The organism is Niabella drilacis, assembly GCF_900101395.1.
GTDB lineage: Bacteria > Bacteroidota > Bacteroidia > Chitinophagales > Chitinophagaceae > Niabella > Niabella drilacis.
Genome location: NZ_FMZO01000009.1, coordinates 183,944 through 204,123 on the forward strand (window position 1 = coordinate 183,944; position 20,180 = coordinate 204,123).

Annotated in this window: 18 protein-coding genes; 5 read left to right on the forward strand and 13 right to left on the reverse strand. The window is 46.7% G+C overall.

Annotated features, from left to right (window positions below):
• Entirely contained in the window at window positions 1-2,586 is a 2,586-nt protein-coding gene (gene ccsA / locus BLS44_RS16475; RefSeq protein ID WP_090391319.1) for a cytochrome c biogenesis protein CcsA, read from the forward strand.
• A gap of 448 nt (window positions 2,587-3,034) precedes the next feature.
• Here the strand turns inward: ccsA and BLS44_RS16480 are convergent, their stop codons facing one another.
• From BLS44_RS16480 to BLS44_RS16500, 5 genes are all read right to left on the reverse strand, one after another.
• A complete protein-coding gene (locus tag BLS44_RS16480) occupies window positions 3,035-3,784 on the reverse strand; it encodes a lysophospholipid acyltransferase family protein (protein WP_090391320.1) in 750 nt (249 codons plus the stop codon).
• Between the two features lie 202 nt (window positions 3,785-3,986).
• Window positions 3,987-4,268, reverse strand: coding sequence for a GNAT family N-acetyltransferase (locus tag BLS44_RS16485; protein ID WP_090391321.1), 282 nt, complete (start codon window positions 4,266-4,268; stop codon window positions 3,987-3,989).
• A gap of 22 nt (window positions 4,269-4,290) precedes the next feature.
• Window positions 4,291-4,506: a (4Fe-4S)-binding protein gene (locus tag BLS44_RS16490; RefSeq protein WP_090391322.1), complete on the reverse strand. Its 216-nt coding sequence runs from the start codon at window positions 4,504-4,506 to the stop codon at window positions 4,291-4,293.
• Between the two features lie 104 nt (window positions 4,507-4,610).
• Entirely contained in the window at window positions 4,611-6,758 is a 2,148-nt protein-coding gene (gene fusA, locus BLS44_RS16495) for an elongation factor G (protein ID WP_090391323.1), read from the reverse strand.
• A gap of 277 nt (window positions 6,759-7,035) precedes the next feature.
• Window positions 7,036-7,494: an META domain-containing protein gene (locus tag BLS44_RS16500; protein WP_090391324.1), complete on the reverse strand. Its 459-nt coding sequence runs from the start codon at window positions 7,492-7,494 to the stop codon at window positions 7,036-7,038.
• A gap of 189 nt (window positions 7,495-7,683) precedes the next feature.
• Between BLS44_RS16500 and BLS44_RS16505 the strand changes: the two genes are divergently transcribed.
• Window positions 7,684-8,046: a BlaI/MecI/CopY family transcriptional regulator gene (locus tag BLS44_RS16505; protein ID WP_090391325.1), complete on the forward strand. Its 363-nt coding sequence runs from the start codon at window positions 7,684-7,686 to the stop codon at window positions 8,044-8,046.
• Window positions 8,047-8,048: 2 nt separating this feature from the next.
• Entirely contained in the window at window positions 8,049-9,551 is a 1,503-nt protein-coding gene (locus BLS44_RS16510) for a M56 family metallopeptidase (protein WP_090391326.1), read from the forward strand.
• A 43-nt stretch (window positions 9,552-9,594) separates the two neighbouring features.
• Here BLS44_RS16510 and BLS44_RS16515 read toward each other — a convergent pair whose 3' ends face one another.
• The 3 genes from BLS44_RS16515 to BLS44_RS16525 form a co-directional block, all read right to left on the reverse strand.
• On the reverse strand, window positions 9,595-9,990 hold the full coding sequence (locus BLS44_RS16515; protein ID WP_143019815.1) for a hypothetical protein: 396 nt from the start codon (window positions 9,988-9,990) through the stop codon (window positions 9,595-9,597).
• Window positions 9,991-10,155: 165 nt separating this feature from the next.
• Window positions 10,156-11,313 carry an META domain-containing protein gene (locus BLS44_RS16520; protein ID WP_090391328.1) on the reverse strand — a complete coding sequence of 386 codons (1,158 nt, stop codon included), beginning with the start codon at window positions 11,311-11,313 and terminating at the stop codon, window positions 10,156-10,158.
• A 129-nt stretch (window positions 11,314-11,442) separates the two neighbouring features.
• Window positions 11,443-12,915: a type III PLP-dependent enzyme domain-containing protein gene (locus BLS44_RS16525; RefSeq protein ID WP_090391329.1), complete on the reverse strand. Its 1,473-nt coding sequence runs from the start codon at window positions 12,913-12,915 to the stop codon at window positions 11,443-11,445.
• A 252-nt stretch (window positions 12,916-13,167) separates the two neighbouring features.
• Here BLS44_RS16525 and BLS44_RS16535 point away from each other — a divergent pair, with 252 nt between their 5' ends.
• Window positions 13,168-13,923, forward strand: a complete 756-nt coding sequence (locus BLS44_RS16535) for a hypothetical protein (RefSeq protein WP_143019816.1) — start codon at window positions 13,168-13,170, stop codon at window positions 13,921-13,923.
• 84 nt (window positions 13,924-14,007) lie between these two features.
• Here BLS44_RS16535 and rplT read toward each other — a convergent pair whose 3' ends face one another.
• A complete protein-coding gene (gene rplT / locus BLS44_RS16540; RefSeq protein ID WP_018626400.1) occupies window positions 14,008-14,352 on the reverse strand; it encodes a 50S ribosomal protein L20 in 345 nt (114 codons plus the stop codon).
• A 49-nt stretch (window positions 14,353-14,401) separates the two neighbouring features.
• On the reverse strand, window positions 14,402-14,599 hold the full coding sequence (gene rpmI, locus BLS44_RS16545; RefSeq protein ID WP_026309486.1) for a 50S ribosomal protein L35: 198 nt from the start codon (window positions 14,597-14,599) through the stop codon (window positions 14,402-14,404).
• A gap of 239 nt (window positions 14,600-14,838) precedes the next feature.
• Here rpmI and BLS44_RS16555 point away from each other — a divergent pair, with 239 nt between their 5' ends.
• Complete coding sequence (locus BLS44_RS16555; protein ID WP_090391333.1) at window positions 14,839-17,253, forward strand: hypothetical protein; 2,415 nt, start codon at window positions 14,839-14,841, stop codon at window positions 17,251-17,253.
• 45 nt (window positions 17,254-17,298) lie between these two features.
• On the opposite strand, the gene BLS44_RS16560 is transcribed toward BLS44_RS16555, so the two are convergent.
• The 3 genes from BLS44_RS16560 to BLS44_RS16570 are packed head-to-tail and all read right to left on the reverse strand — an operon-like array spanning window position 17,299 to window position 20,140.
• Complete coding sequence (locus BLS44_RS16560) at window positions 17,299-18,042, reverse strand: LytR/AlgR family response regulator transcription factor (RefSeq protein ID WP_218127767.1); 744 nt, start codon at window positions 18,040-18,042, stop codon at window positions 17,299-17,301.
• Complete coding sequence (locus BLS44_RS16565) at window positions 18,039-19,124, reverse strand: sensor histidine kinase (RefSeq protein WP_090391335.1); 1,086 nt, start codon at window positions 19,122-19,124, stop codon at window positions 18,039-18,041. The genes BLS44_RS16560 and BLS44_RS16565 overlap by 4 nt, the downstream gene beginning before the upstream one ends.
• Window positions 19,121-20,140 carry a hypothetical protein gene (locus BLS44_RS16570; RefSeq protein ID WP_143019817.1) on the reverse strand — a complete coding sequence of 340 codons (1,020 nt, stop codon included), beginning with the start codon at window positions 20,138-20,140 and terminating at the stop codon, window positions 19,121-19,123. The genes BLS44_RS16565 and BLS44_RS16570 overlap by 4 nt, the downstream gene beginning before the upstream one ends.
• Window positions 20,141-20,180 lie beyond the last annotated feature (40 nt).

Here is a 20,180-nt window from a genome sequence, read left to right on the forward strand (position 1 = left end):
ATGAATTATATCGGAGAAGACCTGCTACCCGGGCAAGTAGGACATTTTTTTGTGATTGTTTCCCTTGTTGCTTCGCTGGCGGCCAGTTTTGCCTATTTTAAAGCTACGAGCGTATTGCTCCCGGAAGACCGCAAACCCTGGCTCAGGCTGGCCCGTGGTGCGTTCATTATAGAAACAGCAGCCGTCTTTTTTATCTTTGCCGCGCTGCTGCATATCCTTTATCATCACCTGTTCGAATACAAATATGCCTGGCAGCACAGCAGCCGGTCCCTTGAGTTAAAGTACATCCTGAGCGCCTTTTGGGAAGGCCAGGAGGGCAGTACCCTGCTGTGGACCATCTGGCATTGCGTGCTGGGACTCGTAGTGATCAAAAAAGATAAGGAATGGGAAGCCCCGGTGATGATGATCGTAAGCTTCGCCCAGTTCTTCCTGGCAACCATGATCCTTGGAGTTTATATTTTTGATGTAAAGATCGGATCAAACCCGTTCATACTGTTAAGAGAGTCCGGTGTACTGGATAATGCGCCCGTGATGCACGTTGGATTTGATGTAGCAAACCCGGTGCGCCCCGACTATATGACGCTGATTAAAGACGGCAATGACCTGAACCCGCTGCTGCAGAACTACTGGATGACCATACACCCGCCCGTCCTGTTCCTGGGCTATGCCTCCACCCTTTTCCCCTTCGCTTATGCCATGGCGGGACTGTGGACCGGCAAAACAAAGGAATGGGTTCACAAAGCCCTCCCCTGGGCACTGTTTTCCGTAGCCATTTTCGGGCTGGGGATTATGATGGGCGCCAAGTGGGCTTACGAATCGTTGAACTTTGCGGGCTACTGGGCATGGGATCCCGTGGAAAATGCGTCCCTGGTGCCCTGGCTCATGCTGGTAGCCGGTGTTCACACGCTGCTTGTCTTTAAGCATACCGGGTTTTCGCTAAGAGCCACTTTCCTGTTTTTTGGTTTGGAATTCCTCTTTGTGCTCTATGCTACATTCCTGACAAAAAGCGGGGTTTTGGGAGAGTCTTCCGTACATGCATTCGCCGACATAGGAATGAACGGTCAGCTTTTTCTTTTCCTGCTGATCTTTGTATGGCTGATGCCATTTGTGGCCGCCACTACCAAACGTCAGCGTGCTGCCATTGCAATGGCGGCGGCGGCGCTTTCCATTGGCACCTATTTCCTTGCCGAAGTGATCCCGGGTTTCCCGCTCTATGTGATCCTTGCAGGGATCGTTACCTTCATCCTGTTGATGAATAAACAGGTACCGGCGGTAAAAAAAGAAGAAAGTGCCAGTTCACGAGAGTTCTGGATGTTCATCGGAGCCCTGGTGCTGTTCCTCTCTTCACTCATCATTATTTTTCAAACCTCACTCCCGGTATTCAACAAACTCTATAAGCTTAATACTGCGCCGGGTGAAAACAGTGAATTTGCCTATAACCAGATCCAGGTGCTGGTAGCGATCATCATTGGCGTGCTAACCGCTATTGCACAATACTTCCGGTATAAAAGCACTCCCGGTAACCTCTTCTTAAAAAGAATTGCATTACCCACATTCATAAGCGCGCTGGTAGCCACTTTTATCCTTGTTGTAATAAAGATCAATTACGACAAAGAGGGGCTGGGATTCCTGATCAACATCTGGGTGGCACTGGTAGCCGGTGTATATGCCGTGGTAGCCAACCTCCTGTACCTGTTCACGAGCCTTAAAGGCAACATGAAGAATGGCGGAGGTTCAATTGCGCATTTTGGTTTTGGGCTGGTCCTGGTAGGGATCCTGTTATCATCCGGAAAAAAAGAAGTGCTGTCGCACAATACCAGTGGCATCTCCATCGATTTCGGCAAAGGAAGTAAAGAGATTTCCGGCGAAAACCTTACGCTCGTCAAAGGCGTTCCCATGACCATGGGGCCTTATAAAGTGACTTATGAAGGCGATTCGGCGCATCCCAAAAAGGCCCTTACCTATTTCAAGATCCATTTCCGGTCTCCTTCGGACAGCTTTACCCTTTACCCCAATGCTTTTATCAATTATAAAGGGAACGAGGGCCTGATGGCCAATCCCTCTGCAAGACATTACTGGGATCATGATGTATTTGCATACGTTTCTGCATTGCCGGATCCTACAAAAAACAAGGATACCGCCCAGTTTGCCGTGAGTTCCAAGAAAGTGGGCGATACGATCTATTATAGCCGCGGCTTTATTATACTGGAAAAGCTGGTAGGGAAAGATAATCTACCGCTTCAGAATTTCGACAAAACCGATACCGGATACACCGCTTCGCTAAGGGTGCAATCCATTAACGGCCCCTCCTATCAGTCGGATCTCCTGATGATCAAAGGCAAAGGACAACTGCTCTTCCAGTCGCAGGATACAGTAATGGCGCAGAGCCTGGTGCTGCAGCTCAACGATGTTCGCAACGGCACAGCGCAGATCGGGGTAAAAGAATCTTCCAGCGTAATGGAGTACGTAACGCTGAAAGCCTATAAGTTTCCCTACATCAATTTATTCTGGGGCGGTGTGATCATTACGGTATTGGGCACGCTGATCAGTATGCGCAGAAGGCAGCTGCTGAACCGGGCCCGGTAACGCACTTTAGTTTCAGGTTTAAGGTTTCACGTTAGATCCGTGTAACATTGTTGAACGTGGCTGAATAGGACATCAGAGAGGAAAAATCATCCAACTCAAACAAGGCTACCTACAGGAAAGGACAGTTATCAGTCCTCAGCTTTTAGCCCCCGAAACTTCGGGGTAGTTATCAACACCCTTTACGTCCTATTGACTATTCAATGTCATTCCCTTAAGCTTTTCGGATGTAGCTTCCGCTGTAGAAGCCTTACTTATGAAAACACAAAATCCACGCTATGACGGACCTTAGAAACATTGAGTAACATGAAATCTAACCTGGAACGTTAAACATTAAAACCTGAAATGCCTGTTAAGGAAACGGCATTGATTGACTATTGACACTTGTCAGATCCGGCTTCATGCCTGGTGCTTTTTCACATCTCCACATTTTCAAATGCTCAAATTATCCCTAATGCTGCAGCACTTCCGGCATATACTGCTTGCTTTGTTCAATAGCATCCATCAGCTGGTTGGTAATTTCCTGGGCAGATGCATCATAGTCGATGTTCATCGGTGGCTTAAAGGTTACCGTAAGCAGGATCCCTTTTCTTTTCAGGGTAATGCCGGTCTTATTAAATGCACGGGAAAACCCGTTAATGACTACGGGTATCACGATAGGCTTATGGTGTTTGATGATCAGGGCCGTTCCCTTCCGGGCAGGGGCATAGGGCGTAGTGGTTCCCTGCGGGAAAGTGATCACCCAGTTCCGGTCAAGGGCCCGCTGGATCTTTCTGGTATCCGAGGGATCAAGGCCGGTTCGTTTTTCATTGCTGTTCTCGTTCCAGGTACGTTTTACGGTAAGCCCTCCTGCAAGCAGGAACAGACGGCTCAGCCAGCTGCTCTTCATCGTCTGCTCCGCAGCAACATAGTTCACCCTTGTATAAGGGTTCAGAAAATAATAAGGGATTCCTAACCGGTTCTTTTTACCCCATTTGTGGGCAGACAGGATATGAAAAAAGGTGATCACATCCACAAAATAGGTCTGGTGATTGCTTACGAACAATACATTGTGAGACGGCAAATCTTTGAGATGCTCGGTTCCATAGATCCGCAACTTATTCATAATAGCAATGCCCGGGTACGTAAATAATCCTACTGTAAAATGCACCAACTTTCTTACAATATTTACATTCCTTACGCGACTACCCGGTTTACCCATATAATAAATTATTGCTACAGATTTTTGAAAATGCTCAATAGCCTTTGAACAAATGTAAAGGAAATTGATTTGTTTTTTTACGAATATGCCTCACAAAACTCCGGCACCCCTCCTATCCTTCAACACCTCGCCCATTTCTTCTATCAAAACACGTCAGCGGTTCTTTTACCTGGCCGGTATGAATAATAAAATTCATGGCATACTAAGATAAAACGTCCCGGATCTCTTTTATCTTTTCAAATACGGACCTGGCAAAGGGGCATAAGGGCAGCACTTTTATATGCCCGGCCCTCGCAAAAGCAACCAGCTGCATCAGCAGTTGTTTTCCCACACCCCTGCCGGAAAATTGGGGATCCACTTCTGTATGGTCAATGATCAATTTTGCATCCCCGGCCCATACGTAAGTCATTGCTCCAGCAACCACACCTTCGCTCATTGCCTTAAAGCTGCCTTTTTTCCCGTCGTCCTGCTGTATAATATCCATAGGGTCTTTTATACCTGAAAAATCATGCTGTTACCACCGGCTTCCACGACAAAGCCCCGGAGGGACAATGAGCGATCTGAACCTTTAGTTCCTCTGTGCCGGCATTCCCCGGCGTTAACCAGGGCAATTCCTTTGGTTTGTATACCTGTGGCAGCATCTTTACACAGATGCCGGAATGAATACACAGATCCGGTTTCCAGACAACCGTGATTTCCCCGTTGGAATATTCTTTTACCATACAGCGTTTTACTATAAATATACCTTAAAAACAAGAGATTTCCAATACCCTAAAAAAAACCCCGGCCGTAGCCAGGGTCTTCCTATCCGATCGGGTAACTGTTATTATGCAGTTACTTTTCCTTTTACTTTTGCGATCACCTCTTCAGCAATATTGGTAGGCGCCGGAGTGTAGTGCGAGAACTCCATGGTGCTGGAAGCACGGCCGGAAGTCAACGAACGCAGCTGTGTTACGTATCCGAACATTTCGCTCAGCGGAACCTGTGCTTTGATCACCTGTGCACCGGCACGGGTATCCATACCTTCCATCATACCCCTACGACGGTTCAGGTCACCGGTAACATCACCCATGTATTGCTCAGGAGTGGTTACCTCTACCTTCATGATAGGCTCCAGCAGAACGGGTTTTGCTTTACGGGCTGCTTCACGGAATCCCTGCTTGGCACAAAGCTCAAACGACATAGAATCCGAATCCACCGCGTGGAAGCTTCCGTCAAATACACGGATCTTCATATTATCAACCGGGTAGTTTGCCAGTACACCATTGGTCATCGAGGTTTCAAAACCCTTCTGAATGGCCGGTACAAATTCCCTGGGGATAGAACCTCCGAAGATATCATTTACAAACTGGTAGTTCTTATCGGGGTTCTCTTTCTTCCAGTCTTCATCCACCGGACCCAGGCTAAACTGGATATCGGCAAATTTACCACGACCACCGGTTTGTTTTTTCAGGGTTTCCCTGTGTTCAATAGTTGCATTAAACGCTTCTTTATAGGCAACCTGGGGTGCGCCCTGGTTTACTTCCACTTTAAACTCACGCTTCATACGGTCGATGATGATCTCCAGGTGCAATTCACCCATACCGCTTAAGATGGTTTGGCCAGTATCTTCATCGGTCTTTACACGCAATGTAGGATCTTCTTCTACCAGTTTTGCGATAGCCATTCCCATTTTATCAACATCGGCCTGTGTTTTGGGTTCTACCGCCACGGAGATCACCGGCTCAGGAATAAACATGTTTTCCAGAACGATCGGGTGGTTCTCATCGCAAAGCGTATCCCCGGTTTTAATTTCTTTAAAACCAACCGCAGCACCAATATCACCTGCTTCAATAAAATCAACCGGGTTTTGCTTGTTGGCAAACATTTTCATGATCCGGCTGATCCGCTCTTTCTTGCCGCTTCTTACATTCAGCACATAAGAACCTGCATCCAGGTGACCGCTGTAACACCGGAAGAACGCCAGGCGGCCCACAAACGGGTCGGTCATGATCTTAAAGGCCAGTGCCGCAAACGGTTCTTTCGCATCCGGCTTCCGGGTCAGTACTTTTTCAGGATCATCGGGGTCATGGCCTTCGATGGCTTCCACATCCACCGGGGAAGGCAGGTAACGGCAAACCGCATCCAGCGCAGTTTGTACGCCTTTGTTCTTAAAGGAAGAACCGCACATCATCGGAATAATGCTCAGATCAATCGCAGCCTTACGGATCGCCTCGTGGATCTCATCCTCAGAAATCGTATTCGGATCATCAAAGAATTTCTCCATCAGCTGGTCATCATATTCTGCTACCGCTTCGATCAGGTGCGCTCTCCACTCATCCACTTCAGCCCTCATATCATCCGGAACGGGCACCTCTGTATAGGTCATTCCTTCTGTAGCATCATCCCAGATAATACCAATATTCTTAATCAGGTCCACCACCCCTTTAAAATTGTCTTCAGCACCAATAGGCAGCTGCAGCGGCACGGCCTTTGCACCCAGCATTTCCTTAACCTGTTTTACCACATTCAGGAAATCGGCGCCGGAACGGTCCATTTTATTTACGAAACCGATACGGGGTACCCGGTAACGGTTTGCCTGGCGCCATACTGTCTCAGACTGAGGTTCTACCCCGTCCACTGCAGAAAATAAGGCGATCAGACCATCCAGTACACGCATAGAGCGCTCTACTTCTACAGTAAAGTCCACGTGTCCCGGAGTATCAATGATGTTAAACGAATATTTTTTAGTGTCCGGCGTTACTTTTCCGTTAGCCGTGGGGAAGTTCCACTGGCAGCTAACGGCGGCAGAAGTAATGGTAATACCCCGTTCTTTTTCCTGCTCCATCCAGTCGGTAGTAGCACCACCTTCATGTACTTCACCAGTCCTGTGAATCATACCGGTGTAACGTAAAATACGTTCCGTTGTAGTGGTTTTACCAGCGTCGATGTGAGCGGCAATACCAAAGTTCCTTTGAAATTTTAAATCTGCCATAAGTGTTTAATTATTATATTTTTGTTAACCAGCTTCAGACCCTGATGAAACAGTTCCTGCTTCGCTCCCGATCGCCATCGGAATCAGCGTCCCCGCCCTGGTCAGGCACACCAAAACCTGCCCGAAAAAGCAAATTTCAGGGCGCAAAGGTAGGATAAATCTATAAAAAAACGGGAAATTTTTCCCAATGCAGAAAAATGCCGGCAGTTACCGGTGCTCCGGCCATAGAATACAGACTGCCAGTTATTTCCAATAAAGGTAACATAAGAACGGCCGATCAGTCAGATGCAGCAATCTTACCGGCCATCAACAAGACGGTGCCTTTTTTATCAAATAAAGCCAGCTGCCGGTCCTTTACAGAAAAATGATGCGCATTTTCAAGACTGCTCAGGATCGCTGTTTCCGTTGCTGCATAAGGGCCACATGCCAAATTCGTAACAATCAGCTGGTCAACAGCCAGCATCCCCTGCTCTCCCGGTACGCTAACACCAAAGCTGATCCTGTTGCACCCGGCAAAAGCAATACCGGAAGCGGCATCAAAGTTGATGATTGAATAGGCCGTTTTGGTACCATCGAACCGGATAACCGGAACGTCTTTCAGGTAACTGATGGCCCAGTTGCCCTGTAAATCCGCAAGCGTACCGCTCCGGTCTTCTTTTTTTTCCGCTACCTTTTTTGAACATCCGGTCATTAAAAGACCCAAAGCCAACATTACAGAAAAAAACAATCGTCTCATAGCAACCAATATTTAAGTTTTTAAAAATAAATTATTCCTCTTATATAAATGCCCGCAACCGTATAAACGCAACATCACTAAGTATCCCAATGGCTATCAAACCCATATCACCGGTTATTTAACAAATGGTTAACCACTTTAACGTATTTTACAGTTGTATAACTGAAAAATACGTTATACATTTGAGATATGGAAGAACTGACAAAAACAGAAGAACGCATTATGCAGATTTTGTGGAAGCTCAAAAAGGCTTTTGTAAAAGACATTATCAATGAGCTGGATGAAGAGCCCAGGCCGCCCTACAATACCATTTCATCGATCGTACGGCTGCTGGAGAAAAAGGGCTATGTCAAGTATAAATCCTACGGAAAGACCTACGAGTATTTTCCGGCCATCAGTAAGGAGGCCTATACGAAAACTACGTTCAGCAAATTATTCTCCGGCTATTTTGACAACTCACCTGCCAGCCTTTTATCCTTTATGGTCAGGGAGGAAAAACTGAGCGAAAAAGACATCGAAGAACTCAAAGCACTTATCAAAAAAAACGCATAACAATGGAGTGGTTTGCCTATCTGCTGAAAGTGAGCGCCTGTACGGCCCTCTTCTTTGGATTTTATCTGCTGATCCTGAGACAACTGACATTCTTCAGGATCAACCGGATCTATTTGCTGGCCTCCCTCTTGCTGAGTTGCGTCATCCCAATGGTCCATATCTCCATAAAAAAAGCGGTTCCTTTTGCGCCTGTGGCAACAGTGGTTCCCGGGGAACCTGTTATTCTAAAAAAAACGATGCCTCCTGTCCCGCAGGTTCCGGAACAGGTAAAGCAGTTTGACTGGCAGGCCGCTGCCGGGTATTTATATATGGCCATTGTGCTTACCCTGCTTTTATTGTCGGTCTGGCGATTACTCCGGATATTAAAATATGTAAAACACCCGGTTCGTACCGGAAACGGGCTCCGGTTGATATCCAAAAGAACGGGGTTTACCAACTGTTCCTTTTTTAATTATGTTTTTGTGGATGAAAGCACTTTAAGCAATGCAGAACTGGAGTTGTTTTTAAAACATGAGGAAGTACATGCAAAGCAATTTCACTCTGCAGATAAGATGCTGATGATCCTGGCAAAGGCCATAATGTGGATGAACCCGGTCATTTACCTGTACGATAAAGCACTGACACAGGCCCACGAATATGAAGCGGATGCCATCACCTCCCAGCACTTCGGAAAAGAATCGTATGCACGCCTGATCTTAAACCGGGCAATTGGCGCCCCCAAAATGGCGCTGGCGCATCAGTTTGCCGAAAGCCCCGTAAAAGAACGTATAAAAATGCTATTTACACCAAAATCCAATAAAATGAAACAACTATCTTACGCCTTTATCCTGCCCATCGGCGCCGGCCTCATCGCCCTGTTCGGAATACAGTTTGTTGCCGCCCAGCAAACCCCGCTACCCCTAAAAACAACTAAAAAAGCAACAGCCGTTACCATCACCGATAAAGAAGTCGGGGCTCCCCGGGCAACCACAACTTCAACGGATAAAACCAAAGCCGGAAATCACACGCGGATAGTAGCGGACACCGTAATAGTGGATGACTTGGTGCCCGGGAATATAGCACAGGGGACTGTTGATGTCAACTGGAAAAATGCGCCGCGGGCTGTTACCATACAGCATGTAAGCGTTGTAGACGAAACTGTGATAAGACCGGATGAAAACACCGGTTGCAGAATCACCGGGATCGATAACGATGCCAAATATACCATTGTCAGCTTTGAATATACAGCGGCACACGAAAATGACTGGGCGCTGCTGAACAAGGAGATCTATCTCCAGGCGAACGACGATATGAAGCATTTCCAGTATGTAAAATCGGAAGGGATCCCTTTAGCCCCCTACCGGCATAATTTTACCAGGCCCGGCGAAAAGATCGCCTTCAAAATATATTTTGAAAAAGTGCCCCTGACGGCAAAATCAATTGATGTGATCGAACGGGCCGGCCGTTCTGATTTTTTCAACTTCTACGGCGTTCCATTGCCGGCTTCTTATTTTGCGCAGCAATAATAGCTCAAAGACCTGTAAGGTTTTAAAAAGCTTGCGGGTCTTCTCAATCGGACGATCTGCGCCCTTTTAACAGCAGGTCCGGTTGTTCCTGGAACAACCGGAATTCGTCTCCGTTTAGCTTTACCGTAACAGCGGCATCAGTCGCAAACCAGTTGAGGCATATCGCCATGCACGGCCGGGGAGCAAACAGAATCTGGTACCGGTCGCGTGCCACCGTTGCGTAAATGCCGCTCTGCGGGCAGCACCCCTCGTTAAAATATACAGAATCATTTGAACGAAAAGACAGCGTACCTATCTTTGCGCCATGCTCCGTATACAGGATCCAATCCCCGGCAATGGCCCCCTGTTCCCGGGACGTATCCTTTTTTTTACAGGATGCCAGCATTGCTGAAATAAATAATAAAAGGGAAATTGTCCCTATTCGCAATTGTTTTTTCATAAATATGTTTATTTCTGGCGTTCGTTCTGTAAAAATGAGCCGGGCCTTTTCCCTGGTACCATTTTCAAAACGCCCCTCTAATAAACAACGAAACAAAAAGACCAAACGCAACAGCACTGTAAAGCAGCAGCATGTAAGGCGTTACCGCCCCGCTTTCCCAACCGGTCAATCCCAATCCGATGCCACGCCTTCAGCAAGGACTTTACCGGCGGCATCTTTAAATTTTATAAAATGCCCGCTGAGCTCATAAGAACGGATCTGCGGCAACAGGGTCAGGTAACGCGCTTCCACCTTCATAAATTCGGCACAGAATTTTTTGGTGGCGGCAATCGCGGAAAAGCGGATCGAAGATCCTTCCCCGGTTTGAGCGGTAAACATGATCCTGTTGCACCCGGCCATGCCGCCGGTTTGCTTATGATCGGCCAGGTTGATCGAAGCCCTGGACTGTATCACCAGTTCTCCATCTATCCCATCCAGCTTTTTCAGCATCCATTCCCGGCGCAACGGGTTCCAGCCGCTCCCCTGCAGATCTGTTGCCGGGCTGGTATCTGCCACCGCCTCCAGCAACAGCAGGTTTTCCTTATCGAGCAATTTTAACCGGTTACCGATCACCTGGTATTTTGCCGCCAATGGCAGCGCTTTGGTAAGGATCGACTCAAAACCGGCGGCATCCCTACAATATTTATAGGTACCGGATATATGGGAAATGGAAATAGAAAACGGAGGCACAACCTTTGTTGCAAACCCCAGCCGGTTACAGCCCACAAAGGCCCCGGATGCAGAAAGGTTGGTAAAATCTATAAACGGGTGTTGCATCGCAAAGCTGTCGGATGCAACATTGATCATTTTGGTGATCCGCCACCGGCGCCGGATACTGCCCTTTTCATCTCCGGGATCGATAACGGCCTTCAAAAGACGGTCTCCCTCCCTGCTACGGAGCTCCAGCTGTTCGCCATCCAGTTCAAAATGGCTGGCCGCTGCAAGATTGTCTTTTAAGACCGCGTTCAGCGCATCGTTCGGGCAGGGAGAACCAGCAGCAACGGGATAAGAAACCAGGTCATCCAGTGCTATACGGTTATCGTCGCCAAACCGCGGTGTAAAATTTAATGTGTCGCAACCGGCTATTGCAAATGAATGGGATACATTCCTCAGATCCAGCCCCGCCTGGGAAAGCGGCTGATCATAGCCCTTCAGCGCCGTAATTTTCCATTTATGATGGAGCCCCTCTGTATGCATGGAGCTTACCAACGGGGCCATATTCCGGCTGCAGGCGGCTACTGTCCCCAAAAACAACAACCCATATACCTTAAAAATATTTTTCATAAAAAGCGTACAGCGGGTATTTTTTGCAACAAGGATGTTCCGCCCTTTGGATCGCCGGGGCCGTACCGCCGGCTTTTCCGGAGGAAAACATTCAGCATCCGTACAGGTGCACCGGCCACGGGAGTTTCCTTACCTCAAATACCCCAATATCTTCAGCATACTCTGAGAGCTTTGTTCTTTTGCATATACCCATTCGATCAGCTTCCCGTTCTTATCATATTCCAGGATGATATGCTTGGGCGATGGGATGAGGCAGTGTTTAATACCGCCGTACCCGCTGATCTGATCCTGGTAGGCCCCTGTATGAAAGAAACCAACATACAGCGGTTCCGCATCGCTTTCCGCGTTTCTGGGTGTGGCTTCAATGGCCGGTACTCCCAATCCGCCTACGCCATTATCATTTTTGATCTTGGGGAGGAACACTTCATTGATATGCTCTTCTGAATCGTAATAATCGTGCCCGTCGCAGGTAATGCCACCCAGTACCACCCGCTGGTATTCGTTGTTCCATTTATTAATAGGCAGCATCAGGAAACGCTCACCAATTCCCCAGGTATCCGGCAGGGTTGTAATAAATGAAGAGTCGATCATATACCAGGTCTCCCGGTCGTTCTGTACCTTTTCCCCGATCACACTGTAAATATGCGCCATGCTTTCTCCTACCGTAAAACTACCAAACTCGGTGTAAATGTTGGGCACCGGTACTTTCGCCTTTTTACAGGCCGATTTGATATTGCTGATGATCTCATTGATCATGAACTGGTAGTCATATTCAAAGGCCAGGCTGTGTTTGATAGGAAAGCCTCCCCCGATATTGATGGAATCCAGTTCCGGGCAGATCTTTTTGAGCTGGCAATAGAGGTTAATGCTTTTACGCAGCTCACTCCAGTAATAAATATCATCCTTGATCCCCTTATTGAGGAAAATGTGTAGCATTTTAAGCTGGAATTTATCCTCGTTCCCCTCAATTTCATCTACATAAAACTCCAGTACATCTTTAGCCCTTATGCCCAGGCGCGATGTATAAAAAGGGAAAGTAGGCTCTTCTTCTGCTGCAATGCGGATGCCCAGTTTAAAAGGCTCTTTGCTTTTTACGCTCCGCTTATACATCTGCAGTTCCTCCTTGTTATCCAGTACGGGGATCACATTCTTAAACCCGCTGTTAATAAGCTTTGCGATGCGCGAGGTATAGGCTTTTTGTTTAAAGCCATTGCAAACAATATTGATGTCCTTTGTAATCTTCCTTCTTTTATACAGCTGGTTAATGATGTCGATATCGTAGGCAAAAGAAGTTTCCAGGTGAATATTGTGCTTCAGCGCCTCTTCCACTACAAATGAAAAATGCGAACTCTTGGTGCAGTAGCAATAAAAATATTCCCCCTCGTATTTGTGCCGCTTCATTGCTGTGGCAAAGTATTGCTTTGCCTTGTTGATGTTGATACCGATCTTGGGCAGATAGCTGACCTTAAGAGGCGTACCATGCTTTTTGATCAGGGCTTTCAGGTCAATACCGTTAAATTTCAAATAACCATCTTCTACTTCGATTCCTTCCTGGGGAAAGTTAAAGGTCTGGTCTACTAAGCCTAAGTATGAATTATTCATTACCCAACAAATCCGGTGAATGCCGGCAGCTTTTAAGTTTTTTAAAATTGCCCGCTAAATTACTGAATTATGCAATTGGCCAATTTGAAAATTTGAAAATGTTTTTTGCCCAGGAAAACAGCCAGGCTGGCTTATTCCGGCTATTGGCAGATGCACGAGACAAAGCTTATGCAAAGCACACCGGCAGACATAAAAACAGCTCCGCTGCCTCAACCATAATTCCCCTAGTTTTACAGCAAATCAAAATTATTAATGCGTACTTCCAAAACAGTTTTTTGCTTATTGCTTCTTTTCCTGGTATATACGGGATATGGCCAGGTTCATTGGTTTATCCGACCCGAAGGCAACTTTTCATTGATCCGGAAAACCGGTAATACAGGGGCCTACGATGTAATAATCGACAATCAGCCAACGCGTGCAACCATTACTGCGGGTTCCGCATTTAACAACAAATGGGGCGCCGGACTTTCGGGGGGATTTATGATCCCGACCGCAGTTAAAAGACTTTTGCTGGAAGCTGCTGCCGGGGTAGTTATGACGAATGACCGGGTACGCACTACCCTCAGGTTCATTTCCCCCGGCGATCCCACCCGGTTAGAGATGCCCGGGGCCCGGCATATTACTATGGAATTTGACGGTTACGCAGGAGGCTTCCCTGAGGTCGTGCCTTCCGGGAACCCGGTACAAAGTACTGCTCCGGGGTGCGTAAGCCAGGTATACACACAACTGAACATAGGGGCTAAATACCATATATTCAAAAAAACAGCCCTTGGCCTGGGGGTTTCTCCTTACCTCCTGGTAAACAGCAGCGGTTCCAGAGAGAACTATCGCACAGCCGGGTTTGCCGGCCAGGCAAAGACCGAGCAAATGCTCAACGACCGGTTCGCCCTGCAGGCATCTTTCACCCATCATTTTTCAAAAACATATAAAGAACAACCCTATGATGTACCGGGCAGGAAGCCTAAAATGCAGTATGCATCCCTGGGACTAAGCTATTATTTCAACTGACAGCGCGCAGTACCGTTATAGACCGCCAGCCACTAAAAAAGCCCGCCGTTACCGGCGGGCTCTATAATATGATAAAAACAATGTTTATTTAACCGAAGCAACCAGGGCTTTGAACGACTCGGGGTTGTTCATGGCCAGGTCTGCCAGTACTTTACGGTCAAGATCAATTTGTTTTTCTTTCAGTTTGTTGATGAAAACAGAGTAGGTCAATCCTTCTTCACGAACCGCAGCGTTAATACGTGCGATCCACAAAGCGCGGTAATCTCTCTTCTTTAATTTACGGCCTACATACATGTAGGTCATCCCTTTTTCAACAACGTTTTTGGCAACGGTAAATACATTTTTACGTTTGCCATAAAAGCCTTTGGCTTGTTTTAATATCTTTTTCCGGCGGGCTTTGGAAGCTGCTGAGTTTACTGAACGTGGCATATCTGAATAATTTTAATTGTAATTAATAAAATAAAAATCAAGCAATTGCTTATTTTAAACGCAATAAGCGCTGCACAAAATTCATGTTGGATTTTGCAACAACACCATCAATACGCATACCGCGTTTACGCTTGGTTGATTTTTTGGTCAGAATGTGACGTTTGAAACTCTTTTGGTGGGTGATCTTACCAGTAGCCGTTACTTTAAAACGTTTTTTTGCACTGGAGTTCGTTTTTACTTTAGGCATTGTACCTTTATTTTCTTGTGACACCTTTGAGGTGTTGACGCCCGGGCGCCCCCCTTTTTGGACCTCTTCAGTAATGTTCCCGTTTTTTGAAACGGGATGCAAAGGTAAGCAAATAATTGAAAAACTGTATCTTCAGCGGCAAAAATACGTCTTTACCCTGTTCTTCATTAAAATTATCATAAAATTGGGGGGTGGAAATGCCTGCAATTACGGTACAAATGTTAATTTTCGCTTTTACTATGATGATAAAATTAAAGCATTCAGCCTGTTATAAAAGATTCTTCCTGCTCCTGCTGCTTGCCCCCGGTGCATTTGCATCGCTGAAAGCACAGGATATTATGGGAAAAATCGAGCGTTTTGCCAGCTATTTTACCCCGGAACGCGCCTATATTCACTATGATAAGAGCAGTTATTCGCCCGGGGAAACCATCTGGTTCAAAGCGTACCTGCTGGCTGAGATCGCCCCGGCGGAAGCCAGCAAAACCTTTTATATAGACTGGATCGATGATAAAGGGAAGATCCTGCAGCACACTTCCAGCCCCCTGGTAAACGGGATGACCAACGGCCAGTTTGAGCTGCCCGACACTTATACCGGAAAGTCACTGACGGTGAAAGCCTACACCAGCTGGATGCTGAATTTTGACTCTTCGTTCCTTTATTCCAAGAAGCTGCCGGTTATCAGCAGCGCGCCGCCCGCCGCCGGTAAAACGGGCGCCGATATGAAGCCTGCACTTACTTTTTTCCCCGAGGGCGGGGATGCCGTTGCGGGGCTGCAGAACAAGATCGCCTATAAAGCTGTTAACGCCTTTGGCGACCCGGTGAAGATCTCCGGTATCGTGGTGGATGAGGGCGGAAAATTTGTAGACAGCATCCGGAATATGCACGATGGCATGGGCTATATCCTGCTTACCCCAAAACCGAACGCAAAATATACTGCCAAATGGAAGGATGACAAAAAAACAGATTATACAACACCGCTTCCGGCAATTAAGCCAGAAGGCATTGTTCTGAAAGTAGCCGTCGTACCCGGCAAACGGAATTTTGAGGTACAGGTCAGTCCGGGCGCGGCAGCCGGCACAGACAGCCTGCATATTGTAGGCACAATGTACCAGCATGCCGTTTTCAACATCAGCAGGTCCCAGAAAGCGGGTCCCGTAACCGGGAGCATCCCCCTCGAAAGTTTGCCCTATGGTATCCTGACGATCACTGTATTTGATAAGAACTGGAAGCCGCTGGCAGAGCGGATCACTTATGTTGACAACAACAGCGCCTATGCGCGCCCGGCCACGATGGAAGTTGAACACTGGGGGCTCAGCCACCGGGGAAGAAACGAGCTGATCATAACCCTGCCCGAAGCAGCACCGGCTTCATTGTCTGTTGCCGTTACAGACCTGGCCATTGGCGGTGACAGCACAGAAAATATTTTTTCGGGCCTGATGCTGACCGGCGAGCTTAAGGGAAAGGTCTTCAACCCTGCCTATTACTTCAAGGACAGCTCCTTCCAGGTACAACAGCACCTGGACCTGGTAATGCTTACGAATGGCTGGCGCCGTTTTAACTGGGATAAGCTGATCGCAGGCGAACTACCCGCTATCCGTTACCCGAGGGACTCTTCCTATATTTCTGTTTCAGGTAAACTGACGGGCATTATGCCCTCTTCCATTTCACCGGGTTCTTCCATTATAGTAATGATGAAGCAAAAAGATACAGAGGGAAAAATGCTGATGATGCCGATTACAAAAGACGGCCGATTCAATGATCCTTCTTCCATATTCTTTGACACCGCAAGAGTGGCCTTTAAAATACAGGATAAAACACTTGACGGGTCTGCCGTCCAGTTTATGCCGGATAAACTCCGTGTACCGGATGCGGGCACCGCCTGGAGGGCTCCATTTGCAGCTGATACCGCAGGCAGCGCCTATCACCTGAGGCTGGCGGCGGCAGCCAACGCTATTGCCGAAAAGAACCGGTATAAGGAGCTGGAGGCCGTAACCGTTGCCGCAAAAACGAAGTCGCCGGTACAGGTTCTCGACGACAAATATTCATCCGGGTTATTTAAGGGTGATTTGAACGCTGTGCAGCTGGATGTACTAAATGATCCATTTGCCAAAAGCGCCATGGATATCTTTACCTACCTGCAGGGGAAGGTTGCAGGGCTGCAGATCTCCGGCTCGGGGTCCAGCGCTTCCCTGAACTGGAGAGGTGGTGCGCCCCAGATATATATCGATGAAATGCCCGCAGACGTTAGCTTTGCCTCCTCCATTAATGTAAATGACATCGCCTATATCAAAGCATTCCGCCCGCCTTTTGTAGGAGGTGCCAATGGCGCAAACGGAGCCATTGCCATTTATACGCGGCGGGGCGATGATGTAAAACCCGAACCCGGTAAAGGTATGTCGGCGAGCCGTATTGAAGGTTATACTGCCATTAAGGAATTTTATGTTCCCAAGTATTACAGCCAGTTCGTTGCACCCGATGCTGACAAGGATATACGCACCACCATTTACTGGAACCCCAATATAGTTGTGGACCCTAAGAAAAACCAGGTCATGATCTCCTTCTACAACAATGATGTGACAGATGCATTCCGGGTAGTGATCCAGGGTATGACACTGGAAGGCAAGCTGATCCATCACGAGGAAAATATGGAGTAACGGGAAAGCAAAAAAGGGTTAAAGATACAATGCCTCCAGGTGCGCTTATAATTCCTTCAGCAAATGCCTGCGCTGGCGGCTTACCGGCACCTGCATTTTATTATCCATGAAAAGGTAGCCGCCATCTTCCTTCTTAAAGGAACTGATCCGGTTCTTATTAACCAGCCAGGACTGATGAATCCGTACAAATCCATATAAAAACAACAGGCCTTCATACTCGGAAATAGACCGCGAAACAACTACCGGCCGGTTTTCATTCAATATATAAAAGGACGTGTAGCTGTTATCGGCCCTGCAGCAAACAATATTTTCGATCAATACATAGCGGGTTTCAGCCTGACCGGGCAACGCTATTCTCTTTTGTGTATGGGATCGCTGCAGATCGTATGACTGCAACAACATGGCCACCTGGTCTTTTTCTGTTTCTTTTCTTTGGCTTACTTTATGGACTGCTGCGATCAATTCCTCCGGCCGAACCGGCTTTAATAAATAATCTGTTGCCGAAAATTTAATGGCCTGTATGCCATATTCATCATAAGCCGTTACAAAAATTATATGGGCCTTATGTCCGGGTAATTGCCGCAACAGGTCAAACCCCGTTTCCTGCCGCATCCGGATGTCAAGGAATAAAAGATCAACGGGATCTGCGCATAAAAAGGCCTGCGCCTGTTGAACAGCGGTAGCCGTGCCTTTAATTTCCAGGAATGGCAGGTACCGTTTGATAAAAACACTGAGTGTATCAATAGCGCCTTGTTCATCATCCACGATAAAACAGGTAAGGTTATTCATACAAGCCAATTGTTAAAAGTAAAGGTAGTAATAGTTCCGGTACCACTCTTGTAAATAGTAGACATGCTGATGTTCATGGTGCTTAACTTTTCATTATACACAGCTATGCGTTTTTTTACCAGCGACAGGCCATGCCCTTCCCTTACAGCATCGGGTTGCCACTCGCTACCATTATCTGTTATTTGTACCATCAGGTTCTTATTGACCACCGATACTTCAACAGACAATGCAGCTGCAACTGCGGACGCTGCAAATGCATGCCGGATGCTGTTTTCAAGCACCGGTTGCAGCAACAGCGGCGGAAAATCTGTTTGGGTGGCATCAACCGGTCCAACAATATTAATATGGTAAAAAAATGGTTTCCGCTCTTGCTCTAACTGCAGGTAAGCCTCCTCCAGCCTCAGCTCCTCCTCAAGGGATATAAATTCCTTTTTACCATAATCCATTACATCACGCATAAAACCGGCAACATGGCCAATATAAATATTCGCCCGTTCGGGATTCTCACTGTTTAACGTTCCCTGGATGGCATTTAACGAATTGAACAAAAAATGCGGATTCAGCTGGCCACTAAGGAGCGACAACTGTGTTTCCACGTCCTTATTTTTTTGACGGAGTCTTAGTAGTTGCTTTTTATGCTGCCGCCGTTTCAGCAAATAGAATATGTAAAAAAAGCCAAGCGCAAGCAAAAAGCCCGCTCCAATCCTGGTCCAGGAGTTATGTGCTGACGCATCAATTCCCTTGATGTTTATTTTATGTACAGACCCCGGAAGCCCCTTATACCGGAGTAAAAGTGTTTTGGTTGCTCCCGGAGGAACATCGGTTTGATCCAATAAAATATAAGCCTTCTTTTCAAAGAGGGAACCAGAGGCGTTCCTGGTACTTTTCCAATTTTCATCCGTTGAAAACCTATACTCAATAATATCATCATTGTCCGATGAAAAAGACAGAACACCTAAGTTTCCCGTTTGCAAAGAAAAGTCATGGACAGCATCCCCGTCTTTAACTTTTTCCCTGCTTATATCTGAGGTTAAAAATGCCTGAAAATTCTCCTTCAGACTTAGAGCCTGTTTAAAATTCATTCAATGGCTTTATTATGGCTGTTTTGGGCTGCAACTGCGTTAAATTTTTCGCCATAGTGGCCTACTATGCCTGCAAAATTTTCCTTGTTTCGCTCCAAAATAGCTTCATAATAAATTACATCAATAAAATTTAAACAGGCTCTTACTGCTTTAAACGGAACTTCATAGTAGAAAAAACCGGTTGGGCTATCAAAAACCCTTTTAATATAAAGCCGGAGCTCCTCTTTTTTTATTTTGGTGTTAAATAGTGTAACGGTAACCACATCCCCGACATTCAAAGCAAAACGCCCGGTGCTGTAATTGCCCCGCGTACCCGTCACTTTTTCGTCACCCGTTTCCTGGTCATACTTAATATCGTTTATGATAAAATCCTTTACGGGCTTCAGATCCGTCAGGGCGGTATCATTTAATACCTGTTTATTGTTGAGCAGGGTCCTGACCCGGATATTTTTATAATCGAAGCCATCCTTCCACATAAATGAATAATCAAAGTTTTTTCCCCACATAACGGATTGAGCCATGGGATAGGGATTGCCTCTCCGGTTATCCAAAAAAGCGATTTCAATAACACTATCCCTGGTCACATAACATCTCTGCTCATAAGCTGCATTGGGCGCGCTTCTTTTTAATTCATTAAGAGCAGCGGACAGGCGGTTGGAATTAAAACGCCCGCCAATAAATGCATATTCCAATGTATTACCCGTTTGCATATAGTATTTTACCTCACAGGTATCACAGGGCTTGCCATTAACCAGTTTTTCGATGCTTTTATACTGGGAAAAGGTCAGGGCCGGCAACAACACAAACGCAATAAGAACAATTTCTCTTTTCATGATCATTATATTTCCCACAAGATGCCCCATCATGCTCCAAACATCCATATAATAACTGAATCCGGTATGTTTTTCTTTGAATATAGTATTCCTGGTCCGTTCTAAAGAGATCCCCTGCCGCACGCTCCCCATGGTTACAAGAGGGCAAAAAAAATCAGCCCCGGAAGCGGGGCCGACTCTCATACACTTTAAATTATAAAAAACTAAACGTTGCCTGCTATCT